This window comes from Arthrobacter sp. MDB1-55 (assembly GCF_059092925.1).
This window is the reverse complement of record NZ_JBNHID010000001.1, coordinates 619,011-641,541: the sequence shown is the minus strand read 5'-3', so window position 1 is coordinate 641,541 and position 22,531 is coordinate 619,011. Positions and strand designations below refer to the sequence as shown.

General features: G+C 62.4%; 21 protein-coding genes. 9 read left to right on the top strand and 12 right to left on the bottom strand.

Translation table 11 applies throughout. The annotated features are described in order from the left end of the window. Positions 1-26 precede the first annotated feature (26 nt). A complete protein-coding gene (locus AC5RU3_RS03130; protein ID WP_493964842.1) occupies positions 27-1,337 on the bottom strand; it encodes a CpaE/TadZ family protein in 1,311 nt (436 codons plus the stop codon). Positions 1,338-1,348: 11 nt separating this feature from the next. Continuing rightward, a complete protein-coding gene (locus AC5RU3_RS03125; protein WP_309071073.1) occupies positions 1,349-2,005 on the bottom strand; it encodes a hypothetical protein in 657 nt (218 codons plus the stop codon). Positions 2,006-2,218: 213 nt separating this feature from the next. Between AC5RU3_RS03125 and AC5RU3_RS03120 the strand changes: the two genes are divergently transcribed. After that, positions 2,219-2,446, top strand: a complete 228-nt coding sequence (locus tag AC5RU3_RS03120; protein WP_309071072.1) for a helix-turn-helix domain-containing protein — start codon at positions 2,219-2,221, stop codon at positions 2,444-2,446. Between the two features lie 59 nt (positions 2,447-2,505). Here AC5RU3_RS03120 and AC5RU3_RS03115 read toward each other — a convergent pair whose 3' ends face one another. Next, complete coding sequence (locus AC5RU3_RS03115; RefSeq protein ID WP_458115335.1) at positions 2,506-3,054, bottom strand: hypothetical protein; 549 nt, start codon at positions 3,052-3,054, stop codon at positions 2,506-2,508. A 190-nt stretch (positions 3,055-3,244) separates the two neighbouring features. Here AC5RU3_RS03115 and AC5RU3_RS03110 point away from each other — a divergent pair, with 190 nt between their 5' ends. Both AC5RU3_RS03110 and AC5RU3_RS03105 read left to right on the top strand, forming a co-directional pair. After that, positions 3,245-3,937 carry a LysM peptidoglycan-binding domain-containing protein gene (locus AC5RU3_RS03110; protein ID WP_493964841.1) on the top strand — a complete coding sequence of 231 codons (693 nt, stop codon included), beginning with the start codon at positions 3,245-3,247 and terminating at the stop codon, positions 3,935-3,937. 13 nt (positions 3,938-3,950) lie between these two features. Further along, the gene (locus AC5RU3_RS03105) at positions 3,951-4,496 is read left to right on the top strand and encodes an Rv3235 family protein (RefSeq protein ID WP_458115337.1); all 546 of its coding nucleotides are present in this window, start codon (positions 3,951-3,953) and stop codon (positions 4,494-4,496) included. Positions 4,497-4,529: 33 nt separating this feature from the next. Here the strand turns inward: AC5RU3_RS03105 and secA are convergent, their stop codons facing one another. From secA to mtrA, 7 genes are all read right to left on the bottom strand, one after another. Continuing rightward, positions 4,530-7,268: a preprotein translocase subunit SecA gene (secA, locus tag AC5RU3_RS03100; RefSeq protein WP_309123612.1), complete on the bottom strand. Its 2,739-nt coding sequence runs from the start codon at positions 7,266-7,268 to the stop codon at positions 4,530-4,532. Then, complete coding sequence (locus tag AC5RU3_RS03095) at positions 7,252-8,568, bottom strand: winged helix-turn-helix domain-containing protein (protein ID WP_493964840.1); 1,317 nt, start codon at positions 8,566-8,568, stop codon at positions 7,252-7,254. The genes secA and AC5RU3_RS03095 overlap by 17 nt, the downstream gene beginning before the upstream one ends. Positions 8,569-8,596: 28 nt before the next feature. After that, entirely contained in the window at positions 8,597-9,322 is a 726-nt protein-coding gene (gene hpf, locus AC5RU3_RS03090) for a ribosome hibernation-promoting factor, HPF/YfiA family (RefSeq protein WP_309071066.1), read from the bottom strand. 110 nt (positions 9,323-9,432) lie between these two features. Beyond that, positions 9,433-10,119, bottom strand: a complete 687-nt coding sequence (locus AC5RU3_RS03085; RefSeq protein WP_309123611.1) for a ComF family protein — start codon at positions 10,117-10,119, stop codon at positions 9,433-9,435. Positions 10,120-10,452: 333 nt separating this feature from the next. After that, positions 10,453-12,150: an LpqB family beta-propeller domain-containing protein gene (locus AC5RU3_RS03080; RefSeq protein ID WP_493964839.1), complete on the bottom strand. Its 1,698-nt coding sequence runs from the start codon at positions 12,148-12,150 to the stop codon at positions 10,453-10,455. Continuing rightward, positions 12,147-13,787: an MtrAB system histidine kinase MtrB gene (mtrB, locus tag AC5RU3_RS03075; RefSeq protein WP_309071063.1), complete on the bottom strand. Its 1,641-nt coding sequence runs from the start codon at positions 13,785-13,787 to the stop codon at positions 12,147-12,149. Before mtrB ends, AC5RU3_RS03080 begins: the two co-directional genes overlap by 4 nt. A 77-nt stretch (positions 13,788-13,864) precedes the next feature. Beyond that, positions 13,865-14,542: an MtrAB system response regulator MtrA gene (gene mtrA, locus AC5RU3_RS03070; protein WP_309071062.1), complete on the bottom strand. Its 678-nt coding sequence runs from the start codon at positions 14,540-14,542 to the stop codon at positions 13,865-13,867. A gap of 301 nt (positions 14,543-14,843) precedes the next feature. On the opposite strand from mtrA, the gene AC5RU3_RS03065 reads away from it, so the two are divergent. The 6 genes from AC5RU3_RS03065 to AC5RU3_RS03040 all read left to right on the top strand — a co-directional run bounded on the left by AC5RU3_RS03065 (position 14,844) and on the right by AC5RU3_RS03040 (position 21,101). After that, positions 14,844-16,058, top strand: coding sequence for a DUF7847 domain-containing protein (locus AC5RU3_RS03065; protein WP_493964838.1), 1,215 nt, complete (start codon positions 14,844-14,846; stop codon positions 16,056-16,058). Positions 16,059-16,063: 5 nt separating this feature from the next. Continuing rightward, entirely contained in the window at positions 16,064-16,741 is a 678-nt protein-coding gene (locus tag AC5RU3_RS03060; RefSeq protein ID WP_493964837.1) for a DUF4129 domain-containing protein, read from the top strand. Next, the gene (locus tag AC5RU3_RS03055) at positions 16,738-17,982 is read left to right on the top strand and encodes a DUF4350 domain-containing protein (protein ID WP_493964836.1); all 1,245 of its coding nucleotides are present in this window, start codon (positions 16,738-16,740) and stop codon (positions 17,980-17,982) included. The genes AC5RU3_RS03060 and AC5RU3_RS03055 overlap by 4 nt, the downstream gene beginning before the upstream one ends. Next, positions 17,979-19,028 carry an AAA family ATPase gene (locus AC5RU3_RS03050; protein ID WP_309071401.1) on the top strand — a complete coding sequence of 350 codons (1,050 nt, stop codon included), beginning with the start codon at positions 17,979-17,981 and terminating at the stop codon, positions 19,026-19,028. The genes AC5RU3_RS03055 and AC5RU3_RS03050 overlap by 4 nt, the downstream gene beginning before the upstream one ends. Before the next feature lie 16 nt (positions 19,029-19,044). Beyond that, complete coding sequence (locus AC5RU3_RS03045; RefSeq protein ID WP_309071402.1) at positions 19,045-20,337, top strand: DUF58 domain-containing protein; 1,293 nt, start codon at positions 19,045-19,047, stop codon at positions 20,335-20,337. Between the two features lie 89 nt (positions 20,338-20,426). Next, complete coding sequence (locus AC5RU3_RS03040) at positions 20,427-21,101, top strand: DUF4166 domain-containing protein (RefSeq protein WP_309071403.1); 675 nt, start codon at positions 20,427-20,429, stop codon at positions 21,099-21,101. 3 nt (positions 21,102-21,104) lie between these two features. Here the strand turns inward: AC5RU3_RS03040 and AC5RU3_RS03035 are convergent, their stop codons facing one another. Beyond that, positions 21,105-22,160, bottom strand: a complete 1,056-nt coding sequence (locus AC5RU3_RS03035; protein WP_309071404.1) for a uroporphyrinogen decarboxylase/cobalamine-independent methonine synthase family protein — start codon at positions 22,158-22,160, stop codon at positions 21,105-21,107. After that, positions 22,150-22,515, bottom strand: a complete 366-nt coding sequence (locus tag AC5RU3_RS03030; RefSeq protein ID WP_309071405.1) for a chorismate mutase — start codon at positions 22,513-22,515, stop codon at positions 22,150-22,152. The genes AC5RU3_RS03035 and AC5RU3_RS03030 overlap by 11 nt, the downstream gene beginning before the upstream one ends. Positions 22,516-22,531 lie beyond the last annotated feature (16 nt).

Sequence of the window (22,531 nt, the reverse complement as noted above, 5' to 3'; positions counted from 1 at the left end):
TGAAAGGCCGCCCCTTCGCGACCCCCTTACTGTGAGAGCCTAACGCCGTTACCGAAAAACTTCATTTCGTTGTGAGATGAGCCAGCAGGGCGCCGTCTCCGTTGTTCAACCGGTGCATCCACAAGCCCGGCGATGGCACTTCGGAGCGGTGAGCCGGGGGCCGTCTCGCAGAGCGCCTCGCCGTTGAGGAGGGCGGCGTCGGCGGCGTCGAAGTCTGCCGGCAGGAAAGCCGAGATCGGAGTTGATGGACCGAACCTGTCCCATGCCTCCCGTAACTGCCGATCAGGTGATCGACCCACAGAAGCCGCCCTCACCTTGTTGAAGACGACTCGCGGCACTGCGGTTGGCACCGCTTCATCCAGTTCCGCAAGAGCTCGAACCAGTCGAGGCACTCCAACGGAGTCCGCCGAACCCACCGCGTACACCTCGTCCGCGAGTTCAAGACAACGCAGAGTTGCCCCGTTACGGCGGGGAGCGAGGGTATCAAAGCTCAGCTCCTCATCAGCCTCGATGCCGAACGCACAGTCAATGACAACGGTGTCAAAGACAGAACGCGCAACAGTAAGCAAAGCGGAGAGCGCCGAAGGCCTTACCTCTGCCCACCGATCCGCCCGCGTGACGCCTGTCAGGACGTACAGAGAATTTCCTCCTACGTTCACCTCAGCACACACCCGCTTCAGAGAAGGTGGGTCCAATACTCCCTGATCCGCGATCCTGCAGGCTTGAGCGATGCCGGCTGACTCATCCAGGAGCCCAAGGAAAGCGGCCACGCTCGCGCCGTATGTGTCTGCGTCCATCAACAGGATCCGAGAGCCCGTCGCGGCCAGTTCCGCCGCGATATTGACTGCGACCGTAGTGCGGCCAGTGGCACCCGTAGGGCCCCAGACAGCAATCACGGTTCCGTCGCCAGCCGGTTCCTGACTTTGACCAGAGGGCGGAATCATCGGGGCTAGAGCGTACGACGGGTCAGCAAAAGCAACGCTCGGAACGCCGCTGCGATGCTGTTCCAAGTCGGCTACAGCAGCAGCGACCTCCTCCGCAAGTACACCCGGATCTATCGCCGAGCGGGTGTGTCGCACGCCTAGCGCGCGCATCCGTTCCCGAGCGTCGTCGTCGTCTGCCAACGCGACAATGGCGACTTCCGCCGCGCGCAGGCGCTCGACCAGAGTCGTCGTTATCTCGCCGGCGTCGACTGCAACTATCGCAGCGCGCGCAACTCCGGTCTGGCAAGCTGCGATCATGTCGGCGAATTCGTCGCAGCGGCGAACCACAGTGACCGGTCCGCGCAGTTGTTCAAGGCCTGTTACGCAGTCGCTGGCTGAACGCCCTACGGTCACTACGGGGATAGTCACTTTGTGCTGCCCGCGTTGACGAGAACTGCGATCTTGGCTTCATTGGAAAGCGCATCGAGAAGAGCCGGGAGGCTCTCTTCACCGACGAGCACGAACACCCGCGCCGACTGGGTAGCGCCCAACGCGGAATCCTGTTCTGAGTAGTCATAGATCTCGGCGCTTTCAAGCAGCAACTCCGGCTCCAAAAACTCGTTCCCCTCTCCTCGCGGGGAGATCCACACGTCGACGCGATCCCCGATGGCAGTGCCTATCGGGAGCGGCTCCTCGATGGTCAAGCCCACCGGCTTCCGGTCGAGAGCATCGGCGGATCCGATACCGGACGCAGGGAGGAGCTCTCCCGCTGAAAGCATGCGCTGAGCCACAGCGTCGTGAGGCAGCCCATCGCTCACGGTCACATAGGATCCCTCAACCTCGCCCAGGTGCACCGGCACGACCCGCAGGCTATCCTCTGTGAGTTCCTGACCGACGGGAAGGTCCTTCCTGGCTGCATAGACGCCGACCGTCCTATCCGCATTCTCGACAATGACTATGACCCCGGCGATGGACACACACACCAGCAGCAGCCCGACGAGCAACCGCGGATCCTTCCATGAGGGCTTGCGCAGCCGAAGTGGCGTATCCGCATTTGCCGGACTATCGAATGTGAGACTCACGCGTTGTTTCCCCTACTCCCCTGGTGCTGCCGTTTAGGCGAAGCGCGGTGAGACCACGCGCTTCAAAAACCAATTGTCTTTCAGGGGCACGGCAAACGGAAACGACTTTGCACGATTGACGTCAAACTGTGGATAACGGCACCGACCGCGCCTCCGAGGTGGCAAGATGTACAGATAAGGTTTCCTGCCTTGTACGAAGGGAAGGCGGCTTTCGTGGCACAGAAACGATTTATGACCCTCGCGGATGTTGGTGAGGTGCTCAATATCTCCTCGTCGCAGACCTACGCGCTGGTGCGCTCGGGTGAACTACCGGCCATTCAGGTGGGTGGCAGAGGGCAGTGGCGGGTCGAGACCCAGGTTCTCGAGGACTACATCGCCCGCGCCTACCAAAAGACTGCCGCCAGCGTGAAGGAAGGATTGCACGTCGAGCAGGATGTGTAGCGCCTCCTTGCAGCGCTGACCGCGCATTCGGTGTAGGCCACCCGCGTCCGTCTTTGCCCTCAGCGCGAAGAAACCGCAGCTATGCCAGCGAACGGGACCGCATAGACAGCCGACACCGTGGCCGCGCGCCGCGCCTCACCCGGCAGTACCACAGCAATCTCCGCAAAATCCTTTCCCACGCGATCGATGACTCCCTCAAGCCGTGGACCGCCATCGACCGTATGGATGACTACCCGAGCGCGATCCCTGGCGAGAGTCCGCAGAACGGATCCCAATCCGAGGGCCCTTAACACCTGCGATTTCTCCCCGACTACGGTTCGGCTCAGGCCGTCGACAAAGCGTATGGCCGTCAGTGGTACAACAATCTCGGCTGTCTGGCCTCGCAAAACCAACCATTCCGCGCCCACGTGCGTCAATTGGCCCTGGAAGATTTCACCGCCGAACGTGCTCACCCTGAGCGTGAGTCCCAGCTGGCCCCGAAGTCGATCGGCCAGTGGCACTTCACTATGGCCACGACGCACTCTGTCCGCGATCTCTGCGTCATCCGCAACACGCGTTGCGGCATCGAGCTGAGTCTCAAGATCCTCGAAGAGGGCGGTCCAACGCATTAGTTCACCCTATGGTTCCATTCTTCCCTCGGTCAACTGGTAGACATCGAATGACATTCAGGGTAGACAAGTAGCCATGCAAAGCAGCAAATCACATCAAACTGCATCAAATGCGGGGGTGCGAATCTCAGGCAGGGGTGGCTCGGGATTGGCCGCTGTCGTATTCATTCTTGGAATCACGCTCCTTTCATTGGGGAGATTTCTTGCCGACGGTCAGGATGCCGCACCTGGTACGGCACTCACCAGGCTGATTGGGCTCGGGGTAACAGGTATTGGCGGTCTCGTGGTGCTTTGGTGGGCGTTAAGTTTCTGTCTCGCGGTCAGCGCGGAACTCCTTCGCCGAGGAGGCAGCACTGACGCCGCCCGCCGGGTTGGAGCGCTCGCTCCTGTCTTCATGCGACGGACGGCCTGCCTCGCCCTGGGCATGAACCTTGCGGTGCTGCCGGCAGCTCAAGCGGCAACCGGCCTTACGTCTGCCTCCTCTGCCTCCTCTGCCTCCTCTGCCTCCGAGCAGATCAACACCGTCCTTGAGGATGCGGTTCTCACTCCCCAATGGATACCGGTTGAGTCACGGCACATGCTTGAGCCGTCCTGGCAACCGACAACCCCACTGCCGGGTGGCGGGCTACTGGTGAAGAAATCAAGGGAAGGCCGCTCATCCCCCAGCGCCACAGCCCAGGTGGAGACAGTCGTTGAGCCTGGCGACTCCCTCTGGACAATTGCCGCCCGACATCTGGATCCACATGCGTCGGATGCGAGCGTGGCGGAAGCTTGGCCCCGGTGGTATGAGGCGAACCGATCAGTAATCGGCGAGGACCCCGAACTACTTCAGCCCGGCCAAGTACTCAAAGCGCCCTCGGCTGCCCCTTCCGAATCGAAATAAGCGAGGAACTGACATGAGCACCATCTCACACATGCCGCTACCGCACAGTGTCGATTCCCTCGCCGAGGCCAGCGGAGCGCCCAGACCCATCGTGCAGTCGCCTACGTTTGCGTCCACCGGAACGGTCGACGCCGCGGTACTTCCGCTCCCACGTCCGCCGGCACCTGCGCCGACAGCAGAACCAGAGATCCCGCTGGAACTCGAGGCTCTGGCTCGTAAAGTCGCCCGAGGTTCACTTGAGGTTCTCGGCGGCACAAGGCCCTTACAGCAAATGGCACGGCTACTCGACGGACGCAGCTATGAGCGTCTTCAGCTGCGTTCCAACCTGGTTCGCAGCATAGATGGGTTGCACGGAGCATCTCCTAGAGCGAATGCCGCCGCTCGCCCCCTGCGACTTCACCGCAATATCCTCATCCGGGCGGTACGCATATGCGCCATAACACCAAGTGTCTTTGAGGCTTCTGTAGTGGCGGCAGAGCAGAAGCGGGCCAGGGCAATCGCTCTCAGGATTGAGCGATGGCGCGGTCAATGGCGCGTCACGGAACTCGAGATTGGATGACGCGCCTCGCCGCTGCGTTGGGTCCTGCCCGAGCTACTTCCGTCGGCGCTTTGCCGTTGCGCGCTGTTCGGCCCGTCCGCCCTTCACTGCATCCCCGTCGGAGGCGCTTCCGCTGCGTTCAACCCGGGTCTCCACCTCGCCCTGCGCATTGGGGGCGGTGAATGCCAAGCTGGCCGGCTTCTCCGGTGCCTCAAGACCTGCAGCCTTGATAGTGGGGGTGCCCACGAGTCCGCGACCATCCGCCACTCCTGGGAGCCCGGTCTGCTGGGCGGGGGTAACCTCAACCTCGAGATTGAAGATGTAGCCAATGCTCTCCTCGCGGATGGCTTCCATCATGGCTTGGAACAGCACAAAACCTTCGCGCTGATACTCAACGAGCGGATCACGCTGGGCCATGGCCCGAAGGCCGATGCCCTCTTTCAGGTAGTCCATTTCATACAGGTGTTCCTGCCACTTTCGACCGATCACGGAGAGCACTACGCGGCGCTCCAGCTCGCGCATTGACTTTTCACCGAGAGCTTCCTCCCGCTGTTTGTAGGCCACTTTTGCGTCCGACAGGATCTCCGCGTGAAGGAAGTCCCGGGTAACTTTCGACTTTCCGCCGGCTTCCTCAACTACTTCGTCGATGGTCAGGCTGATCGGGTAGAGCGTCTTCAGGTTGCTCCACAGAAGCTCGTAGTCCCAATCGTCGCCGTGGCCCTGGGCCGTGGCTTCGTCGACCATTGCGGTGACGACATCTTCCAGGAAGTGCTCGACCTTCTCGTGCAGGTCGTCACCCTCCAGGATTCGTCGCCGATCACTGTAGATCGCTTCGCGCTGCCGGTTGAGAACGTCGTCGTACTTCAAAACGTTCTTGCGCTGCTCGGCGTTGCGGCTTTCGACTTGGCCCTGAGCGCTTTCAATAGCCTTGGATACCATCTTCGATTCGAGGGCGACGTCGTCGGGCATTGACGAGCTGTTCATGATGCGCTCAGCGGCACCGGAGTTGAACAGACGCATCAAATCGTCGGTGAGCGACAGGTAGAAGCGGGATGCACCGGGGTCACCCTGACGGCCGGAACGGCCTCTCAGCTGGTTGTCGATACGGCGGGATTCATGCCGTTCAGTACCGAGCACGTAAAGCCCGCCAAGCTCTCGGACCTCTTCCTGCTCGGCCTCAACCGCATCCTTCGCCTCCGCGAGTGCCTTCGGCCATTCCGCCTCGTACTCTTCAGGATTCTCGGCCGGGTGAAGGCCCTTCTTCTCCATCGCGGCGACCGCGTTGAACTCCGCGTTTCCGCCGAGCATGATGTCCGTACCGCGACCCGCCATATTGGTTGCTACGGTGACTGCACCTTTGCGCCCCGCCTGTGCGACAATCGCTGCCTCACGCGCGTGATTCTTTGCATTCAGGACCTCGTGGCGAATGCCTGCTTTGGCCAACTGCTTGGACAGATACTCGCTTTTCTCGACCGAGGTAGTGCCAACCAGGACCGGCTGGCCCTTCTCGTGACGCTCCACGATGTCCTTGACGACAGCATCGAACTTGGCGACTTCATTCTTGTAGATGAGGTCAGAGCGGTCTTCACGGACCATGGGCCGGTTGGTCGGAATGGGAACGACACCCAGTTTGTAGGTGCCCATGAACTCGGCCGCCTCGGTTTCAGCTGTGCCTGTCATGCCCGAAAGCTTGCCGTAGAGACGGAAGTAATTCTGAAGCGTGACAGTAGCCAGAGTCTGGTTCTCTGCCTTGATCTCGACGCCCTCTTTGGCCTCGATCGCCTGATGCATTCCCTCGTTGTAGCGCCGGCCCGCAAGGATACGACCGGTGTGCTCGTCGACAATCATGACTTCGCCGTTGAGAACGACGTAGTCCTTGTCACGCTTGAAAAGTTCCTTGGCCTTGATCGCATTGTTGAGGAACCCGATCAGGGGCGTGTTCGCCGATTCGTAAAGATTATGAATCCCGAGGTAGTCCTCAACCTTCTCGATGCCGCTCTCGAGAACACCGACGGTCCGCTTCTTCTCGTCGACTTCATAGTCGGTTTCCCTCGTGAGCCGAGTGACGACTTTGGAGAATTCCGTATACCACCGGTTCACGTCTCCGGATGCCTGACCCGAGATGATCAGCGGCGTCCTCGCCTCATCGATCAGGATCGAATCCACCTCATCGACGATCGCGAAATTGTGCCCACGCTGAACCAGCTCTGCTGCGCTCCAGGCCATGTTGTCGCGCAGGTAATCAAACCCGAACTCGTTGTTCGTGCCGTAGGTAATATCCGCTGCGTATTGTGCTCGTCGGGTAGCAGGGTCCTGCTTGGACAGGATGCATCCGCAGCTCAGTCCGAGGAAACGGAAGACACGGCCCATCAGGTCGGACTGATACTCGGCCAGGTAGTCGTTCGTTGTGACGACGTGGACGCCCTTACCCGTGAGTGCGTTCAGGTAGGCGGGCGCAGTCGCGACGAGCGTCTTGCCTTCACCCGTCTTCATCTCAGCGATGTTTCCGAGATGCAGGGCTGCGCCGCCCATCAACTGGACGTCGAAATGGCGGAGTCCGAGTGTGCGGCCGGCGGCTTCCCTCACAGCTGCGAATGCTTCGGGCAGCAGCGCCTCGAGGGTTTCGCCGTCTTGATAACGCTTCTTCAGCTTGTCGGTTTCTCCACGCAGCTCCTCGTCACTGAGGGCGCGGAATTCGTCTTCGAGTACGTTGATCGCGTCGGCGTAGTTGCGGAGTTGCTTCAGTGTCTTCTTATCGCCGGTACGAAGGACTCGTTCAAGAAGTGATGGCACTGGTTTTTGCTCCCAATCTAGGTACGCCGTTTCCTGGCGAAATCAGTCTACGTGAGAGACGTGCTGTCCCCCGATTTAGTTCCCACCCGTACTCTTCGGCCAGGTGGGCAGCCAACGGCTGGTGCAGATCTCCCCGCGGTTTAACCACCACTTCATCGAGTTCCAGCCAGCCAGCCATGAGAACCAGTTCGGCCGCAAGTTCGACGACGGTGTCTGCCGGTGCAGAAGGTTCGCCGTGGGCAGCCCGCACCAGCAGCTGATTCTGTGCACGGTCCGCCTTGAGATCCACCCTCGCAACCATAGAGTCTCTGAGGAGGAAGGGAAGCACGTAATAGCCATACTTGCGTTTCTCTGCCGGAGTGTATATCTCAAGGCGATAGTGGAAGTCGAACAGCGCCTCGAGCCGCCGACGTTCGAAGACAGCCGAGTCAAAGGGGCTGAGGAGCGCTCTGCCTGTTGCAGCCCGGGGCAAGACGGATCCGGCATATCTATAGGCGGGCTGTGCCCAGGAGTCAATCGAAACCGGAACCAAAGTCCCTCGCTGTGTGAGGGTATGGATAGCCGCGGTTGCCGCCTTGATGGGTATGCGGAAATAGTCCGCAATGCACCGGACGGTACCAACCCCGAGCGCGCGGGCAGCGCGTTCCGTCAAGTGCAGGTAAGCGTCTTCCGCCGGAACCTCCAGCCCGGCCAGCGACCTGTTCGGCAGAACCTGCTTCGTCAGCGCGTAGCGGCGCTCAAACTGCGCGGTCCTGCCCGCCGATGAAATGAGCCCATGCTGAAAGAGGTCCTCAAGTACCCTCTTCACCGAGCTCCAGTTCCAGCCCCATTGATCGTAAGTCTTCACTTCGGTATGGCCGATCCGATCCTGAACCTGCGCTGCAGTCAGTGGCCGGCTCGTACCTAACAGTTCAAGGATCCTCCTACTGAGTTCCTGTCTGGTATCCGTGGGAAGGGAAGATGCGCCCGCCCATTTCCGGCTCTGCGTTGCGACAAGATAGGGGTACAGCTCGGGCAAGATCAGGCTGGCTTCGTGCGCCCAATACTCGACCAGACGCCGCGGAGCCCGGGACGAAAACCGGTCGAGGATCGATCGATCGTACGGGCCCAAGCGAGCGAAAAGGGGCAGGTAGTGGCTTCGCGAGAGTACGTTGACGGAGTCGATCTGAAGGAGTTGCAGCTGGGCAAGGGTACGGCCCACCTCCCGTGTTCCCGGGGATCTGGTGGGCCGCTCCCGTGCCAGTCCCTGCGCCTCCAGCGCAATCCGACGTGCCTGGAGGAGAGTCAGGGAAAGGGTCATTGCTCGATCATAGGTGCCAGTTCAGTCCTCAGGCGGTTGCCGATTCTCGCGCTCGGTATGCAACGAGCTCCTCGTGCGGGTCCTCGGGACCGTCCGCGCACTTAGAGTCAAGCGTGATCACTCCATAGGTCCAACCCTGTCGCCGGTAAACAACCGAGGGCGCACCCGTCTGTGAATCCACAAAAAGGTAGAAATCGTGGCCGACAAGCTCCATATTGTCGACCGCATCGTCAAGGCTCATCGGGGTTCCCGAAAAGACCTTCCGACGGATAAGGACCGGTGAATCGCCCGCCGGGATGTCGGTGTCAATTTCGTATCCGGTTTGATCGCCGGTGTCAGCGTCGGTATTGCCCGTGTGATTGGCAGATGCCGCATAGATGGGTTGCTCCGTGCTGGCGGGTTCCAGCGTGGCGGTCGCTTCCCGGACTGCTACGGGTGTGTGCCGTCCGTGGTGTACCTTCCGACGGTCCCGCGCCCTGCGAAGCCGCTCGAGCAACTTGCTGTATGCGAGGTCGAACGCGGCGAACTTGTCCGCAGCTGATGCCTCGGCCCGGATAACCGGACCCTTCTGCAGAACGGTGAGCTCAACCGTAAGTGCACTGTCTGCCTGACGCGCGTTTGGTTCCTTCGTCACTTTTGCGTCAAGCCGCTGGACCTTGTCCCCCAGTTGTTCGATTTTGTCGATCTTCTCTTCCGCGTATTCCCGGAATCGGTCAGAGACTGCGAGGTTCCGTCCGTTGATCATGAATTCCATAGTGCCCTCCAAAATCGCTCAGGTGACACAACAGCGGCCGAGGATGTGCTCCTTCCAGCCGCTGTCGATGGGTAACTGTCTTCGTTGTGATACCCATACTTCACGGTAGTTCACCCGTTGTTTGAATTCACCCCTACCCGCCGGTTTTTTTCGGTGGGTTCGCTGGAAGCTCCCTCTACGGAAGCTGGAAAGGCCGTAACCGTCGCCTGATTCTCTCCGCGTGGGGCGGGAGTTGCAGCGACGACGACAGCACCCGCCACGATGATTCCGGCGGCACGAAGTACGCGTGCAGTCTCGGCGATGGTGGCGCCCGTTGTCAGGACGTCGTCGACGATGAGGCAGGGCGCACCCTTTGGGATGTTCCGGATCATCGGAGATGCCTCCATGCTGCCATGCACATTCCGGCGCCTGCCTCGCCGCCCAAGAGACTTCTGGGACAGTCCGTCCGGCACAAGGGTTGCCGGGCCAAGCGAAGGCCGGCTGAGTCGGACCGCACCGACAACCCTTGTTCCAGCCGGGAACTCCCGTCGCCTGGCTAGACCACCGAGCAGAAGACCCAACGGGTCATAGCCACGCCGCCGGATAGAGACACCCCGGGAAGGAACAGGAATGAGCAGCACGTGTTCATAGTCCCCGCAGAGCCTCCACCTGGCGTCATGGAGAGCACCGGCAAGCGCAGCCTGAAGCCAGCGTGCGATGTCAGTGTGGCCGTGGTTCTTGAATGCCAGGATGGCGGCCGCCACCGCCTTGGCGTACTCGCCGGCAGCGACGACGGGTAGAGGGGAAAAGAGATGCACAGCCGGGTTTAAGGAGACCGCAAGCCCAGCTTCCGCTTCCGGCAATCCCTCCGCTCCGTGCTCCGCTCGGAAGGGGCGCACTGTTGCCCGCCGCAGAATCACTGCGCAATCAACGCACAATGAGCTGTCAGCCTGCTCGCAAACCACGCATTCCGTGGGCAGAATCAAGGACCAGAACTCCCGCAGCGCCCCACCGGTCCGATCCCAGAGAGGATGCAGACGCGCCTCGTCCAGATATCGCTCCAGTCGTTGCCGCATGTCTCCACCGTCCCACAACGCTAGACGGAGAAAAACGAATCCAGCACAGTGTGGATAATAGACCCGGCCTAAGGATTATCCGGCAAAAGCGGGATCGCGTGCCGTAACGCTCTGGTCTGTCCAGGTATTACCTACTACCCCCCAAATACTGTCACCGCTCTGAGCATAGACATTGGTGCGTCCCGTGCCGGCGCTGAGATGCTCCAGCCCTTCGAGTGGCAGGTAATCGTCTGCCTCGGCGGCGAATGGGATCAGCGTGACCGTCACTGGTCCTTCGCTTGCAGTATCAGCAACCACAACAGAGGTTTCCGTCACCCACTTTGCTGTGTCGATTGTCCCGGGCGGGTTGAGTGACACAGGATCACTCAGTGTCTTTGGTACACCGTCTTCGCTCCGGCTGATCCCGGACAGCAGCAATTGGCTCTGCCCCGACTGCTGGGCAACGATAAGTGCCCGAGCCCCGTCGCGCGAGATCCTGATTTCACTGATGGTCCTGTTGCCGAGCCACGGCGCGAGGACCTCAACGGCGTTGCTCGCGCTTCCGCCGGGCGGAACGGCGCGAATATATGACCGTCCGTCTGATGTACCCGCCGTCCAGATCCAGTTGGCTGGGTCATAGCTCGGTGTCGTCAAGCTCGAGCCGGCTGTGACCGCCCTTACCGTCTGTCCTTCACCTGTAGCCAATAACTCCGTGCGGTCCTCGTTGAGAAAGGCGAAATTTCTGCCGTCATAGGACATAGCCGGGTCCACGGGGTTGAACTCCGCTATGGACGGCACATCTTCCACGGAGATGAGCTGGCCGCCCTCAAAAAAAGCCAGTTCGTCCTCGCTGAGCACGACCTGCCTGCTTGGCACGGCTGAATTCAGTTCAGGCTGCACCAGGTCGGGATCAGGTTCGATTGGTATGGGTTGGCCGGCGCGAAGCTCCACTGAGTTCACCGTATTCAGCCCGGACAGTGTGACGCTCAGCTGTTGTTCCATCTGCAGGCGCCGCAGGTTATCCGTCGCCGTACGTATATCAGCGGTGAAATCGACCGTAGCCGTTCCTGACTCGATCGGAACGGATTCAACGGCGAGGGCTGCGTTCTCAGGGAAAGCACTGGTCACTGCCCCCTGCAGATACGGTGCCGGGCCATCGATCAGCGCTTGGACTATGTTGGTGGCAATGCCCTGACGATTCACAAACCAGCGAACATCCGGCACCCAGTACCGGTAGGAACTGCTGTAGAAGTAGAGCTCATGCGGCTGCAGGAGAATCTCCGCGTCCGCCGCCGAAATCATGATTCCGCTGGGTATCTCCGCAACCCGCCATTGTCCTCGGACCTGTTCCATCCGCACCGTGATGGTCTCAGTGGTGCCCGGACCCACGTCCCTTCGAATGCCGGCGGCATCAATGTATCCGGCGACCTCCACCTGCAGCTGCAGCTGGCCTTCAGTAGGAGTGGAACTGATCTTGGGATCCGACCGGTAGATCGTTATCTGTTCCTCGGGCTCCCAGACCTGCGACAGCGCGGGCGTCAGGTATTCGCGAGCCACACTGTAGTTCTCGGACACACCGATTCCCGCTACGAGGAAACCGGAGAGCGCCTCTGTTGCGCTTGCACCCTCGCGCGGGGGCGCCGGGTTGTTGACGAAGAGAGCATCCGTTTCAGCCTCGGCCGTGGCTTCGATGGTGCCCACGGGGCCGGCCGTCGGAATTGCCGAGCAGGCCCCCAGCATCCCAAGAAGCGAGAGCGCTGCAATGGCTCGCAGGGAACGGTCAGCGCATCTCATTGGTCCCCTCCTGGAACTCCGTGCATCGACGGCACAGCGTCGGGGGTGGTGCCGGCGTTCCGTCCGGGAGGCAGGGCGGCCTGGCGCGGCGGGAGCGGAAGCGGCGAGACCTTCAGCACTGAGTCCCGGCGCTTGGGCAGAGTGAGGCGGAAGCAGGAACCTTCTCCGGGTGAACCCCAGGCCTGGAGCCAGGCACCGTGCAACCTGGCATCCTCGGTGGCGATGGAGAGCCCGAGCCCACTGCCGCCGGTTGTCCGCGCACGAGCGGGATCAGCTCGCCAGAACCTGTCGAATACCCGGGCTGCATCGAGCGGAGTCATACCGATGCCATAATCCCGAACAGCCACCGCCACTGCATCAGGATTGGAGGCAATATAAATGTTGATTGGCTTTCCTTCGCCGTGCTCCAGGGCGTTGACAACTAGATTCCTCAGGATGCGGTCAATCCGCCGGGGATCGACGTCCACCACGCACTTGGACTCACTCGAAATGATCGTGACGTCGGAGTTGTGACTCTCTGCCAGCGGCTTCGTTCCCTCAATGACGTGATGAACGAGTTGGAAGATGTCCGTCGGCTCGGCGTCGAGCACCGCTGCGCCTGCGTCGAATCGGGAAATTTCCAGAAGGTCCGCAAGCAGTGCCTGAAAGCGCTCCACCTGGTTATAAAGAATCTCCGCTGATCGCCGATTCACGGGATCAAAGTCCTGGCGTGCGTCGTGCAGTACCTCGGCCGCCATGCGGACTGTGGTGAGAGGCGTCCTCAGCTCGTGCGAGACATCGGAAACAAAACGCTGCTGCATCTGCGACAACTGGGCGAGTTGGGTGATCTGGTCCTGGAGACTGGCGGCCATATGGTTGAAGGAAGCCCCCAGCCGCGCGACTTCATCCTCGCCCTGAGTCTCCATGCGCTCCTGTAGCTGTCCCGCGGCCAGCTTCTCGGAAACCAGCGCAGCATGGCTGACGGGACCCACCACGCTCCTCGTGACGAGCCAGACGATGGCGCCGATGGTCACGAGAAGCAGCGTCCCGCCGATCCAGGTGACCCCGTGGATGTAGTCCAGAGTGGCCTGCATCGAGGACAGATCGTAGATGAGGTACAGCGAGTATTCCGTCTGCTCGGGAGGCAGTGTCACCTTGGTGCCGAAGGCGATACCGGGCACGTTGAACTCCGTGCCGGATGCGGAAGTGGCGAGGGTAATTGGGGACCAGTACTGGTCGTCCCCGTTCCGGACGGCTTCAGCGAGAGCGTCCGGAATGGCTGAGGACTCCACCAGATTTGAGCTCGCGGTCGGTGTCACGAAGATAGGGGTTTCCTGATTGGGCACGCTGTTGAGCACGAACTGCCTGGGCGCGTCCGCTCCCCCGCCTTCGAGGCTGGGCAGGGTATCGCGCACCAACTGGGCAGTGGACTCACGGTCGGTGACCGAGGTCTGCGCGAAAATTTCCCGCACCTCGCTCAAGCCGGCACTGGCCTCAACCTTGAACTGCTCAAGCCTCTCCTGATAAAGCCCATTGGCGATCTGACTGGAGAGGAAAGCGCCGACAGCCATCAGCGCGACGGCGGTGAGTACCAGAGTGGAAGTCACAGTCCGGAACAGCAGCGACCGGCGCCAGCGCCGCGAGACCTGCGCCGTCATGGAATGAACCCACCGCCAGCCCCGCGCGGCGCCGGTGGACACCGAGCTCAGGGACCGACCTGCACGCCCTTCCAAAATTACGCTTGTCCTGCCTTATATCCGACGCCGCGAACAGTGAGTACGATTTCCGGTGCTTCGGGATCCCGCTCAATCTTCGAGCGCAGCCGCTGCACATGTACGTTAACGAGCCGGGTGTCTGCTGCGTGCCGGTACCCCCACACCTGCTCAAGCAGCAACTCGCGGGTGAATACCTGCCAGGGCTTCCGCGCAAGGGCGACGAGGAGGTCGAACTCAAGGGGTGTCAAAGAAATGCGTTCCCCAGCCCGTGTTACGGAGTGCCCCGCCACGTCGATGCTGACCTCGCCGATCCGCAGGGTTTCAGGTGCCTTCTGGTCACCCGGCCGCAAGCGAGCGCGGACTCTCGCCACCAGCTCGGCCGGCTTGAATGGTTTAGGCACATAGTCGTCAGCTCCGGATTCAAGTCCGCGGACGACGTCGGACGTGTCCGATTTGGCAGTCAGCATCACAATCGGCAGGTCGGACTCATTGCGGATCTGCCGGCACACCTCTATGCCGTCCATCCCTGGAAGCATGAGGTCTAGAAGAACGAGGTCCGGCTTGGTGCTTCTGAAGACATCTACCGCCTGCGCGCCGTCTGCGCAGAACACCGGGTCGAACCCGTCATTGCGCAGCACGATGCCGATCATCTCAGCCAGTGCTTCGTCGTCATCTATGACCAGAATGCGTGCCTTCATATCCTCATATTCTCCCATTGCCCCATCAATGTCGCATCGGCGCGCGCCTGGCATGCCTTTGTCATCCTAGAGGACGATTTACAGGAAACTTCCCGGGAACCACTGCCGACGAACCGGCGGTGGAGAAGAATGGAACGGGGCAGTCCCTGAACGTGATCGCGTTCAGGCGGAATCGACCGCGCCGGTAACTATAGTTCTAGGTGAAGGTGCCGGAAGAGCCGCGACAGATCGCGCTGTGAAGCATGAGGCAGCTCGACCGGATCGCGCGCAGTGAATAGACATGAGGCGTAAGGGGATAAGCATGAGCGGGAACGTCCCGGGAGGGAATCCAGAGGACCGGCCATGGCAGTCCCCGTCCGGGCAGCCCCAGTGGGGCCAGAACCAGCAACAGCCTCAGTGGGGCCAGAACCAGCAACAGCCTCAGTGGGGCCAACAGCCCGGATGGCCGGTCCCTCCGCCCGGCCACTTCCACGGATATCAGGCACCACCGAAGCCCGGCATCATTCCCCTGCGCCCGCTGGGTCTCGGCGAGATACTTGACGGCGCATTCCAGGCCTGCCGCCGCAATCCCCTCTCGACCTTCGGAACGGCGATCCTGTTCCAGGTGATCGTCGCTGTTCTCACTGTTCTGCTGACCATCGGCCTGACAGGATCACTAGCTACCTTCGATCCGATCACGGCATCGTCGGCAGAAGTGACCGGGCTGGTAGCCTCGGCGCTTTCGGTCGGTTCCGTTCTGATCCTTCTGACATCGGTGGGTGTCCTCATCCTGCAGGGCGTCCTGATTATTCCGATCGCCCGGGCGGTACTCGATGAACGAACAGGGTTTGCGGAGCTATGGAAGCTCGCCGGCCGCCGTATCCTCCCGTTGATCGGCCTCGGAGCAATCCTTTTCCTTTTGTGGACGGTTTCAGTCGTCGTCCTCGTATTCATCCTGGTGGGGTTGTCGCTGGCACTCGAAGACGCTGCTATTGCCATCGTGATCATTGGTGTCCTTGCAGCAGTCGCCGCTGCAATCTGGCTCAACATCAAGTGGGTCATGGCTCCCGCCGCCCTGATGCTGGAAGGAGTCGGCCCCATAGCAGCGCTTCGCCGGTCCTGGACACTCACAACCGGCAACTGGTGGCGGACCTTTGGCATCCTCGTGCTGACATCCATCATCGTTTCGATCATCACCCAGGTTGTGGCCGCGCCCGTCTCGTTCCTCGCTTTCGGATTCGGGTCCTTCTCCACCGCGCCCGCGTCGACGGAAGCGGCGCTGCTCGAGTCCCTTCCGGTGCTGTTGATTGCCCAGGCAGTGACAGCTGTCTTCACCGCAGTCGGCTTCGCGTTCCAGGCGGGCGTCACAGCCCTGCTCTACGTGGACCTCCGGATACGGCGGGAGGGGTTCGACATCGTCCTGTTGCGCGAGAACGAGGCCCGGGCAAAGGGCACTTACTCCCCCATCCCGGGGCAGTCAGCAGGCGGCCCTGGAGCTTCCGCTCCCCCGCCCCCTCGCAGCGGACCGGAAATTTGAGCTTCATGCAGGCCGGACCCGAGTCACGGCTCCTTCCGTCCACCGTGCCACTTCAACCGGACGACGACGAAGCCCGCCGGCTCCTTAAGGACGAGCTCGCACAAGGCATCTACCAGGAAGCTGAACCTTCCCTGTTGGAACGCGCGTGGACAGCGTTCCTCAACTGGCTGGGCGAGCTCCTCGGTCAGATCCGCAGCGTTGACGCCGGATTAGGGACGATTCTGCTTGCGGTGGGCGCCGTCGTCGTTATTGCTGTAGCTATTCTCCTGATCAAACCGCGATTGAACGCCAGAAGGCGCCCCGAGCCGTCGGTCTTTCAGGCATCAGCCCGCAGCTCTGCGCAGACGCACCGGGCTGCTGCCGACGCGGCTGCCCGGAACAGCCAGTGGGATGAGGCTCTGACTGAACGTTTCCGCGCCATTACCCGCTCTGCCGAGGAGCGGGTAATCATCGACGAGCAGGCCGGACGCACCGCTGTCGAGGTGGCCCGGCAGCTGCAGGACCTCTTCAATGCTCAATCAGGCGATCTCGACTGGTTGGCGCTCCGCTTCAACGAGGTGCATTACGGCGCGCGCCCTGCAACCCAGGGCGATTACCAGCGAACAGTGGAGCTCGATCAGGTGCTGCTCCGTTCACAACCCCGGCACCGGGCCGTAAGCCAGCAGTGGACGGTGCCGGTATGAGCAGCGTCATCCAGTCGGGTCCACCTGCACACGAGCTGCCTCCGAAGAAAATCGAACAGGAGGCCGGCAACGAGATCATGGGGGACGGCAGTAGCGCGCGTTCGACCGTTCTGGACAGGCTCACCCGGGCACGAGGGTGGATTGCTCTCGGTGTTCTCCTTGGGATCGTCGTCGTCATCGGTGTTGTGTTCGCGGGTTCCGGCGCGCAGGATCCGCTTTCGCCCGACAACGCTGCCCCGGAGGGAGCGCGGGCGGTGGCGGAGGTCCTCCGCGACGAGGGGGTAGAGGTTGTCCGTGCGGAATCGCTCGAGGATGCCATCGACCGGCTGGAGGGGCCGGACGACACGCTGCTCCTGCACGATCCCAATACCTGGCTCACTGCGGGGCAGCTCGGAAACATCGGGAGCCTTGCCGACCGCACCGTCCTGATCGAACCGAGCCTGGGCATGCTGACGCAGCTCGCAAACGGAATAAGGTCTGCCGGAGTTGTGCCTGCGGACGTCGAGGAGCCTCTGCAGGCAGCGTGCGCTGATCCCGATGCCCGAGCCGCTGCGGCTGTGAGTCCGGGTGGATTGTCCTATCGAGGCGCGGTGACCTGCTTTCCGCTTCCCGGGGGCGAAGGCGGACGTCCGGCCGGAGTATTCGCGACTACCGCAGACGCAAGGGTGGCCGTCCTGGGTAACGGCGACATCATCAGCAACGGTTTCATTGACGAGCAGGGCAACGCAGCGCTTGCACTTCGGATTCTGGGCAGCACGTCCACCCTCGTCTGGTACCAGCCCACGGAAAACGACCTCGCCATAAGTTCCGGACCGGTTGATCCGCTGAGCCTGCTGCCGGACTTCGTCAATCCGTTGATGATCTGGCTGTTGATCACCGCCCTGCTCGCCATCCTTTGGCGAGGCCGCCGCTTGGGACCGCTGGTCACGGAGCCGCTGCCCGTCGTCGTGCGCTCTGCTGAAACCGCCGCCGGACGTGCACGCCTTTACCAGGATGCGGGGTCGGTGGACCACGCCGTCCAGACCCTTCGCGCGGCCACTCTGAATCGCCTGGCCTCAGCCCTGCGCATACCGCCCTCCAGCAGCAGGGCGACCGTTGTTGCCGCTGCTGCACAGAAGACCGGCCGGGAGTTTGGCGACCTCGACCAGCTGCTCAACTCCTACAGCCCACGCTCCGATGCCCAGTTGGTGCAGTGGAGCCAGGAATTGGAAAAACTCGAACAGGAGATCCGTCGTTCATGAATCAGCACCCCCAGCACACGCCAGCTCCCCCGGCGTACCAGCCTGGAGCCAATGGAGCTTCACAGGTGACGCCGTCGTCGGGCGAGGCGTCCCGGGCGGACCCAACACGCCGAGCCCTCGTTGCAGTCCGCGAAGAGGTGGCCAAAGCCGTCGTCGGGCAGGACGCGGCAGTTACCGGCCTATTAATTGCTCTCCTCGCGAAGGGGCACGTCCTGCTGGAGGGCGTACCGGGTGTGGCAAAGACCCTGTTGGTCCGGAGTGTTTCCGCGGCCCTGAGCCTCGATACCAAGCGGGTCCAGTTCACCCCGGACCTCATGCCGGGTGATGTGACCGGATCCCTGATCTTTGAATCCCGCACGGCTGAGTTCACGTTCCGCGAGGGTCCCGTCTTCACCAACATCCTCCTCGCGGACGAGATCAACCGCACCCCGCCCAAGACACAGGCGGCTCTGCTTGAGGCGATGGAGGAGAGGCAGGTATCCGTAGACGGCGTGAGCCGGCCCCTGCCGGAGCCTTTCATCGTGGCGGCGACCCAGAATCCCGTGGAATATGAGGGTACGTACCCGCTTCCCGAGGCCCAACTGGACCGCTTCCTCTTGAAGCTGACCCTTCCGTTGCCCGGGCGCGATGATGAGATCGAGGTTATTCGACGGCACAGCGCGGGATTCGATCCGCGCGACCTCAATGCTGCAGGCGTGCGAGCTGTCGCCGGTGAGAGTGACCTTGCGGCAGCAAGGCAGGCAGTTCAGCGGGTGGGCATGGCGCCGGAGGTGTTGAGCTACATCGTCGACCTCGTGCGGGCCACCCGTACTGCGCCCTCATTCCAGCTCGGAGTCTCACCCCGTGGGGCCACGGCCTTGCTGAACACCTCCCGGGCGTGGGCCTGGCTGTCCGGCCGCGACTTCGTCACGCCTGATGACGTCAAGGCCCTGGCTCTACCCGCCCTCCGGCACCGGGTGGCGCTGCGCCCTGAAGCGCAGATGGACGGCGTGAGCGTCGACTCCGTGCTGGGGAACATCTTGGCAACCGTTCCCGTGCCGAGGTAGTCATGAGCTTCCCAACATGAGTATCACTGCCCGCCTCGTCCTCCTGGCCGTTCTCGGCGTCATTCCGGTGATCCTCTATCCGGGCGCTGTGTCTATCGCTGTGTGGCTCGCGCTTCTTGTTGCGGGCTGCGTCGTCGATTTGGTGCTCGCCGCTTCTCCCCGTGCGATTGGCCTCCAGCGCAAGCTTCCGGAAACCGTCCGTCTCACCGAGGAGACAACGAGCACCCTGACGGTACGCAATCACGCCAGGCGGACGTTTCGGGGCTGGATACGTGAGGGGTGGCAACCTTCAGCCGGTGCCCAGAATCCGGTGCACCACCTGAGCATTCCTGCAGGCGAAGGCCGCAACCTACAGGTCCGGTTGGTCCCCCGTCGTCGCGGCGACCTATCCGTTCACCACGTGACCATCCGCAGTGCCGGCCCTCTCGGATTGGCTGCCCGGCAGGTTACCATTCCGATGCCCGGCACCCTACGGGTGTTGCCGCCGTTTCATTCCAAACGGCTCCTGCCGTCGAAGTTGAGGCGGTTGCGTGAACTCGATGGCCGCGCCGCAGTGCAGATCCGTGGTGCCGGCACTGAATTCGATTCGCTGCGGGACTACGTCCGCGGGGATGACGTCCGGTCCATTGACTGGCGCGCGTCAGCTCGCCGACGGGATACGGTGGTGCGAACCTGGCGACCCGAACGTGACCGCAGGGTGGTGATCGTGCTCGACACCTCCCGCACCTCGGCAGCACGGATCGAGGATGAGCCCCGTCTGGACACGGGAATCGAATCGTCTCTCCTCCTGTCGGTGCTGGCCCAGCGCGGCGGGGACCGTGTGGACTTTCTCGCTTTCGACCGGCGTCCTCGTGCACGGGTGGAATCGGCGGCCAAGGGGAATATGCTCGCTTCGCTCGTGTCGGCGATGGCTCCGCTGGAGTCAGAGCTCATTGAAGCCGACTTTTCGCGGATTCCATCACAGGTGCGCTCCATCTCCGCGCACCGCAGCCTGGTGGTACTCCTAACCGCACTCGATTCGGGCGCAGTGGAGGAAGGCCTGCTTCCCATGCTTCCATCCCTCACCGCACAGCACGTGGTCGTCGTTGGATCTGTGCGGGACCCGCATCTCGATGAGCTGCGCAGTCAGCGAGGCACCGCCGCGGAGACCTACCGGGCTGCAGCCGCGGAACGCGCGCTCCTGGACCGGGCTGCCATCAAGGAGCGGCTTCGGCAGCTCGGCGCCGAAGTAGTGGACGAGCCTCCCCACGAGCTTCCGTCGAAGCTGGCTGATGTCTACATTCGTCTCAAAGCGACCGGGCGCCTGTGAATGCTGGGAAGGCGAACCATAAGCACCCCGAGTCCTGCACGCTTCCCTGCCTGCACCCCCATAGACCGAAAATTCCGAAGGAGAAGTGTATGACGCCGTCGGTGTACCAGCGCGCGCTCGGAGCGGAGTTCGGACGCCTGCAACCGGAGCTCCAGGAGTACTTCAGCCTAAACGAGGGCTCCCATGCATTCGGCCTTGGCTGCGGCGTCTTTACGGTAGCGGGGAGTCCTGCCCCTCTCGTGAGGCCCTTTTTCGCGTTGGCTGCGAAGGAAAACAGCTTCTTCCCCGAGTACGAGAACGACGTCGAGTTCACGGTGCGGAACTGGGCCCATTCCGATCCGTACGGCAGGCCCTCCCTGACCGCGCGCCGCGACATCTCGTTCAGCAGCGTATCCCGAGTGTTCGAAGACACCACGTCCTGGGCCGGGGACAGCCTGGTCGACTACCTCGGGCGTCATCGCCGCATGGCCACGGCGCTGACCTGCGAGGTGACGACCGACGGCCATATGCGAATGATCTCGTCAGCAACGCGCCTGTTCGCCGGCCGGCTGAGACTGCGGCTGCCCGACGTGGTCGGCGCACAGGCGTACATGGAGCAGTGGTGGGACGGCGCCGAGAACCGGTTCCGCATCAAGACGAACGTCCTGCACCGGCAGCTCGGGCCAGTCCTGGTGTACGCCGGGTGGTTCACCTATGACCTGGTTGCTTACGACGGCGGCCTGCCCGCTGACGTCGCCCCGGCACGGTGGGAGCCGCGAACCTGAGCGTCAGGCGTCGGCGATGGCCTGGTTGAGCGCGTCGGCGCTCTGGTGAAGGTGGGAGAGCACGCGGCGGCTGTGATCCGCCCCGCGCTCCGCAAGGTTTCCGGAGGGGACAAGCCGGATTGATCCGAGCGACTGAAGGGCCAGTCCGAGTCCCCGCCACGGCCGCAGAAGCGCATCGGCTGTTTCCTGCACACGCAGGGGCTTGCGGCCGGGCACCTGTACACCCGCCCACAGGGTGCGTCCCGCCTCGACCAGTTCGGCTATCGCTTCCCAGTCCCGGTTGGTCACTCCGCTGACCGGGACAGCGAATCCCACGTCGGGCACGCGCTGAAGCAGCGCTATCTGTTCCGCTTCACTCAGGGAAAGCACGACGGCGGCAGCCCCGGCTGCGCGCGCGCCCTCGGCCAGCAGCGTCCAGGCTTCGATGACTTCCTGCTCCCCTACGGCGCGGAGGGTCCGGTATCCGCTGGCGGTCGGGATGGCACCTTGCAGGACTTCCGCAATTTCGGGTTCGTCCAGCTGGAGAGTGAGGGCAGCCCCGGGACTGGCCGCAGCGGCCCGAGCCAGAAGCGATCCGACGCCGTCGATCAGTGCGTCGCGGAGGTCACGCCTGGCGCCGTGGTCCAGCAGGGCTCGTTCACCGCTGTGCAGGTGCAGGTTGGCCGCGAGGGACAGCGGTCCCCGACAGTGCACCTTGAGTTCATGGGTGGGACGCTCCTCGGCCCCCACGAGATCCGCGAGGACGTTGAAGTCTGTGGAGAGCGCTGACACCGCCCGCCGGATATCCCGTCCGGGGCGGTCAACGAGTCTCCAGCCATGCGGCTGCAGATCGACCGGAAGTTCCGGCAGCAGTCCGGCGGTCCTGCCGACCTCGTCACTGCCTACACCGCGTTCGGGAAGGGATGGCAGGAACGGCAGGTTCGGGCTGCCCAGCTCACCGCGGATGATCCGCAGCGCTTCGACCGGATCCTGGCCCGGCCAGTCACCGAGGGCGGTGACCGTCACCGCGCCGGAGTCGGGCACAACGGCGTGCGACGCCGCAGCGGGATCAAGCACCATCGCGCGAGGAATGATTCTGTGAGATGTCCTGATGATGGCGAATGACCTCGGAGATGATGAAGTTCAGGAACTTCTCGGCAAAGGCCGGATCAAGGTGGGCTTCTTCCGCGAGCGCCCGCAGCCGCGCGATCTGCGCGGCTTCACGAGCGGGATCAGCTGGAGGAAGCTTGTGCTCAGCCTTCAGATGACCCACCCGCTGGGTTGCCTTGAACCGTTCAGCCAGCAGATAGACCAGGGTCGCGTCGATGTTGTCGATGCTGCCCCGAACTGAGAGCAGTTCTTCCATGACGGCGGGGTCGACCTCACCGGCGATTGAACTCGCCGCGGGGTCGAAGCGCCGGGTTTTCTCAGTCATGGTTCCAGTTAAGCAG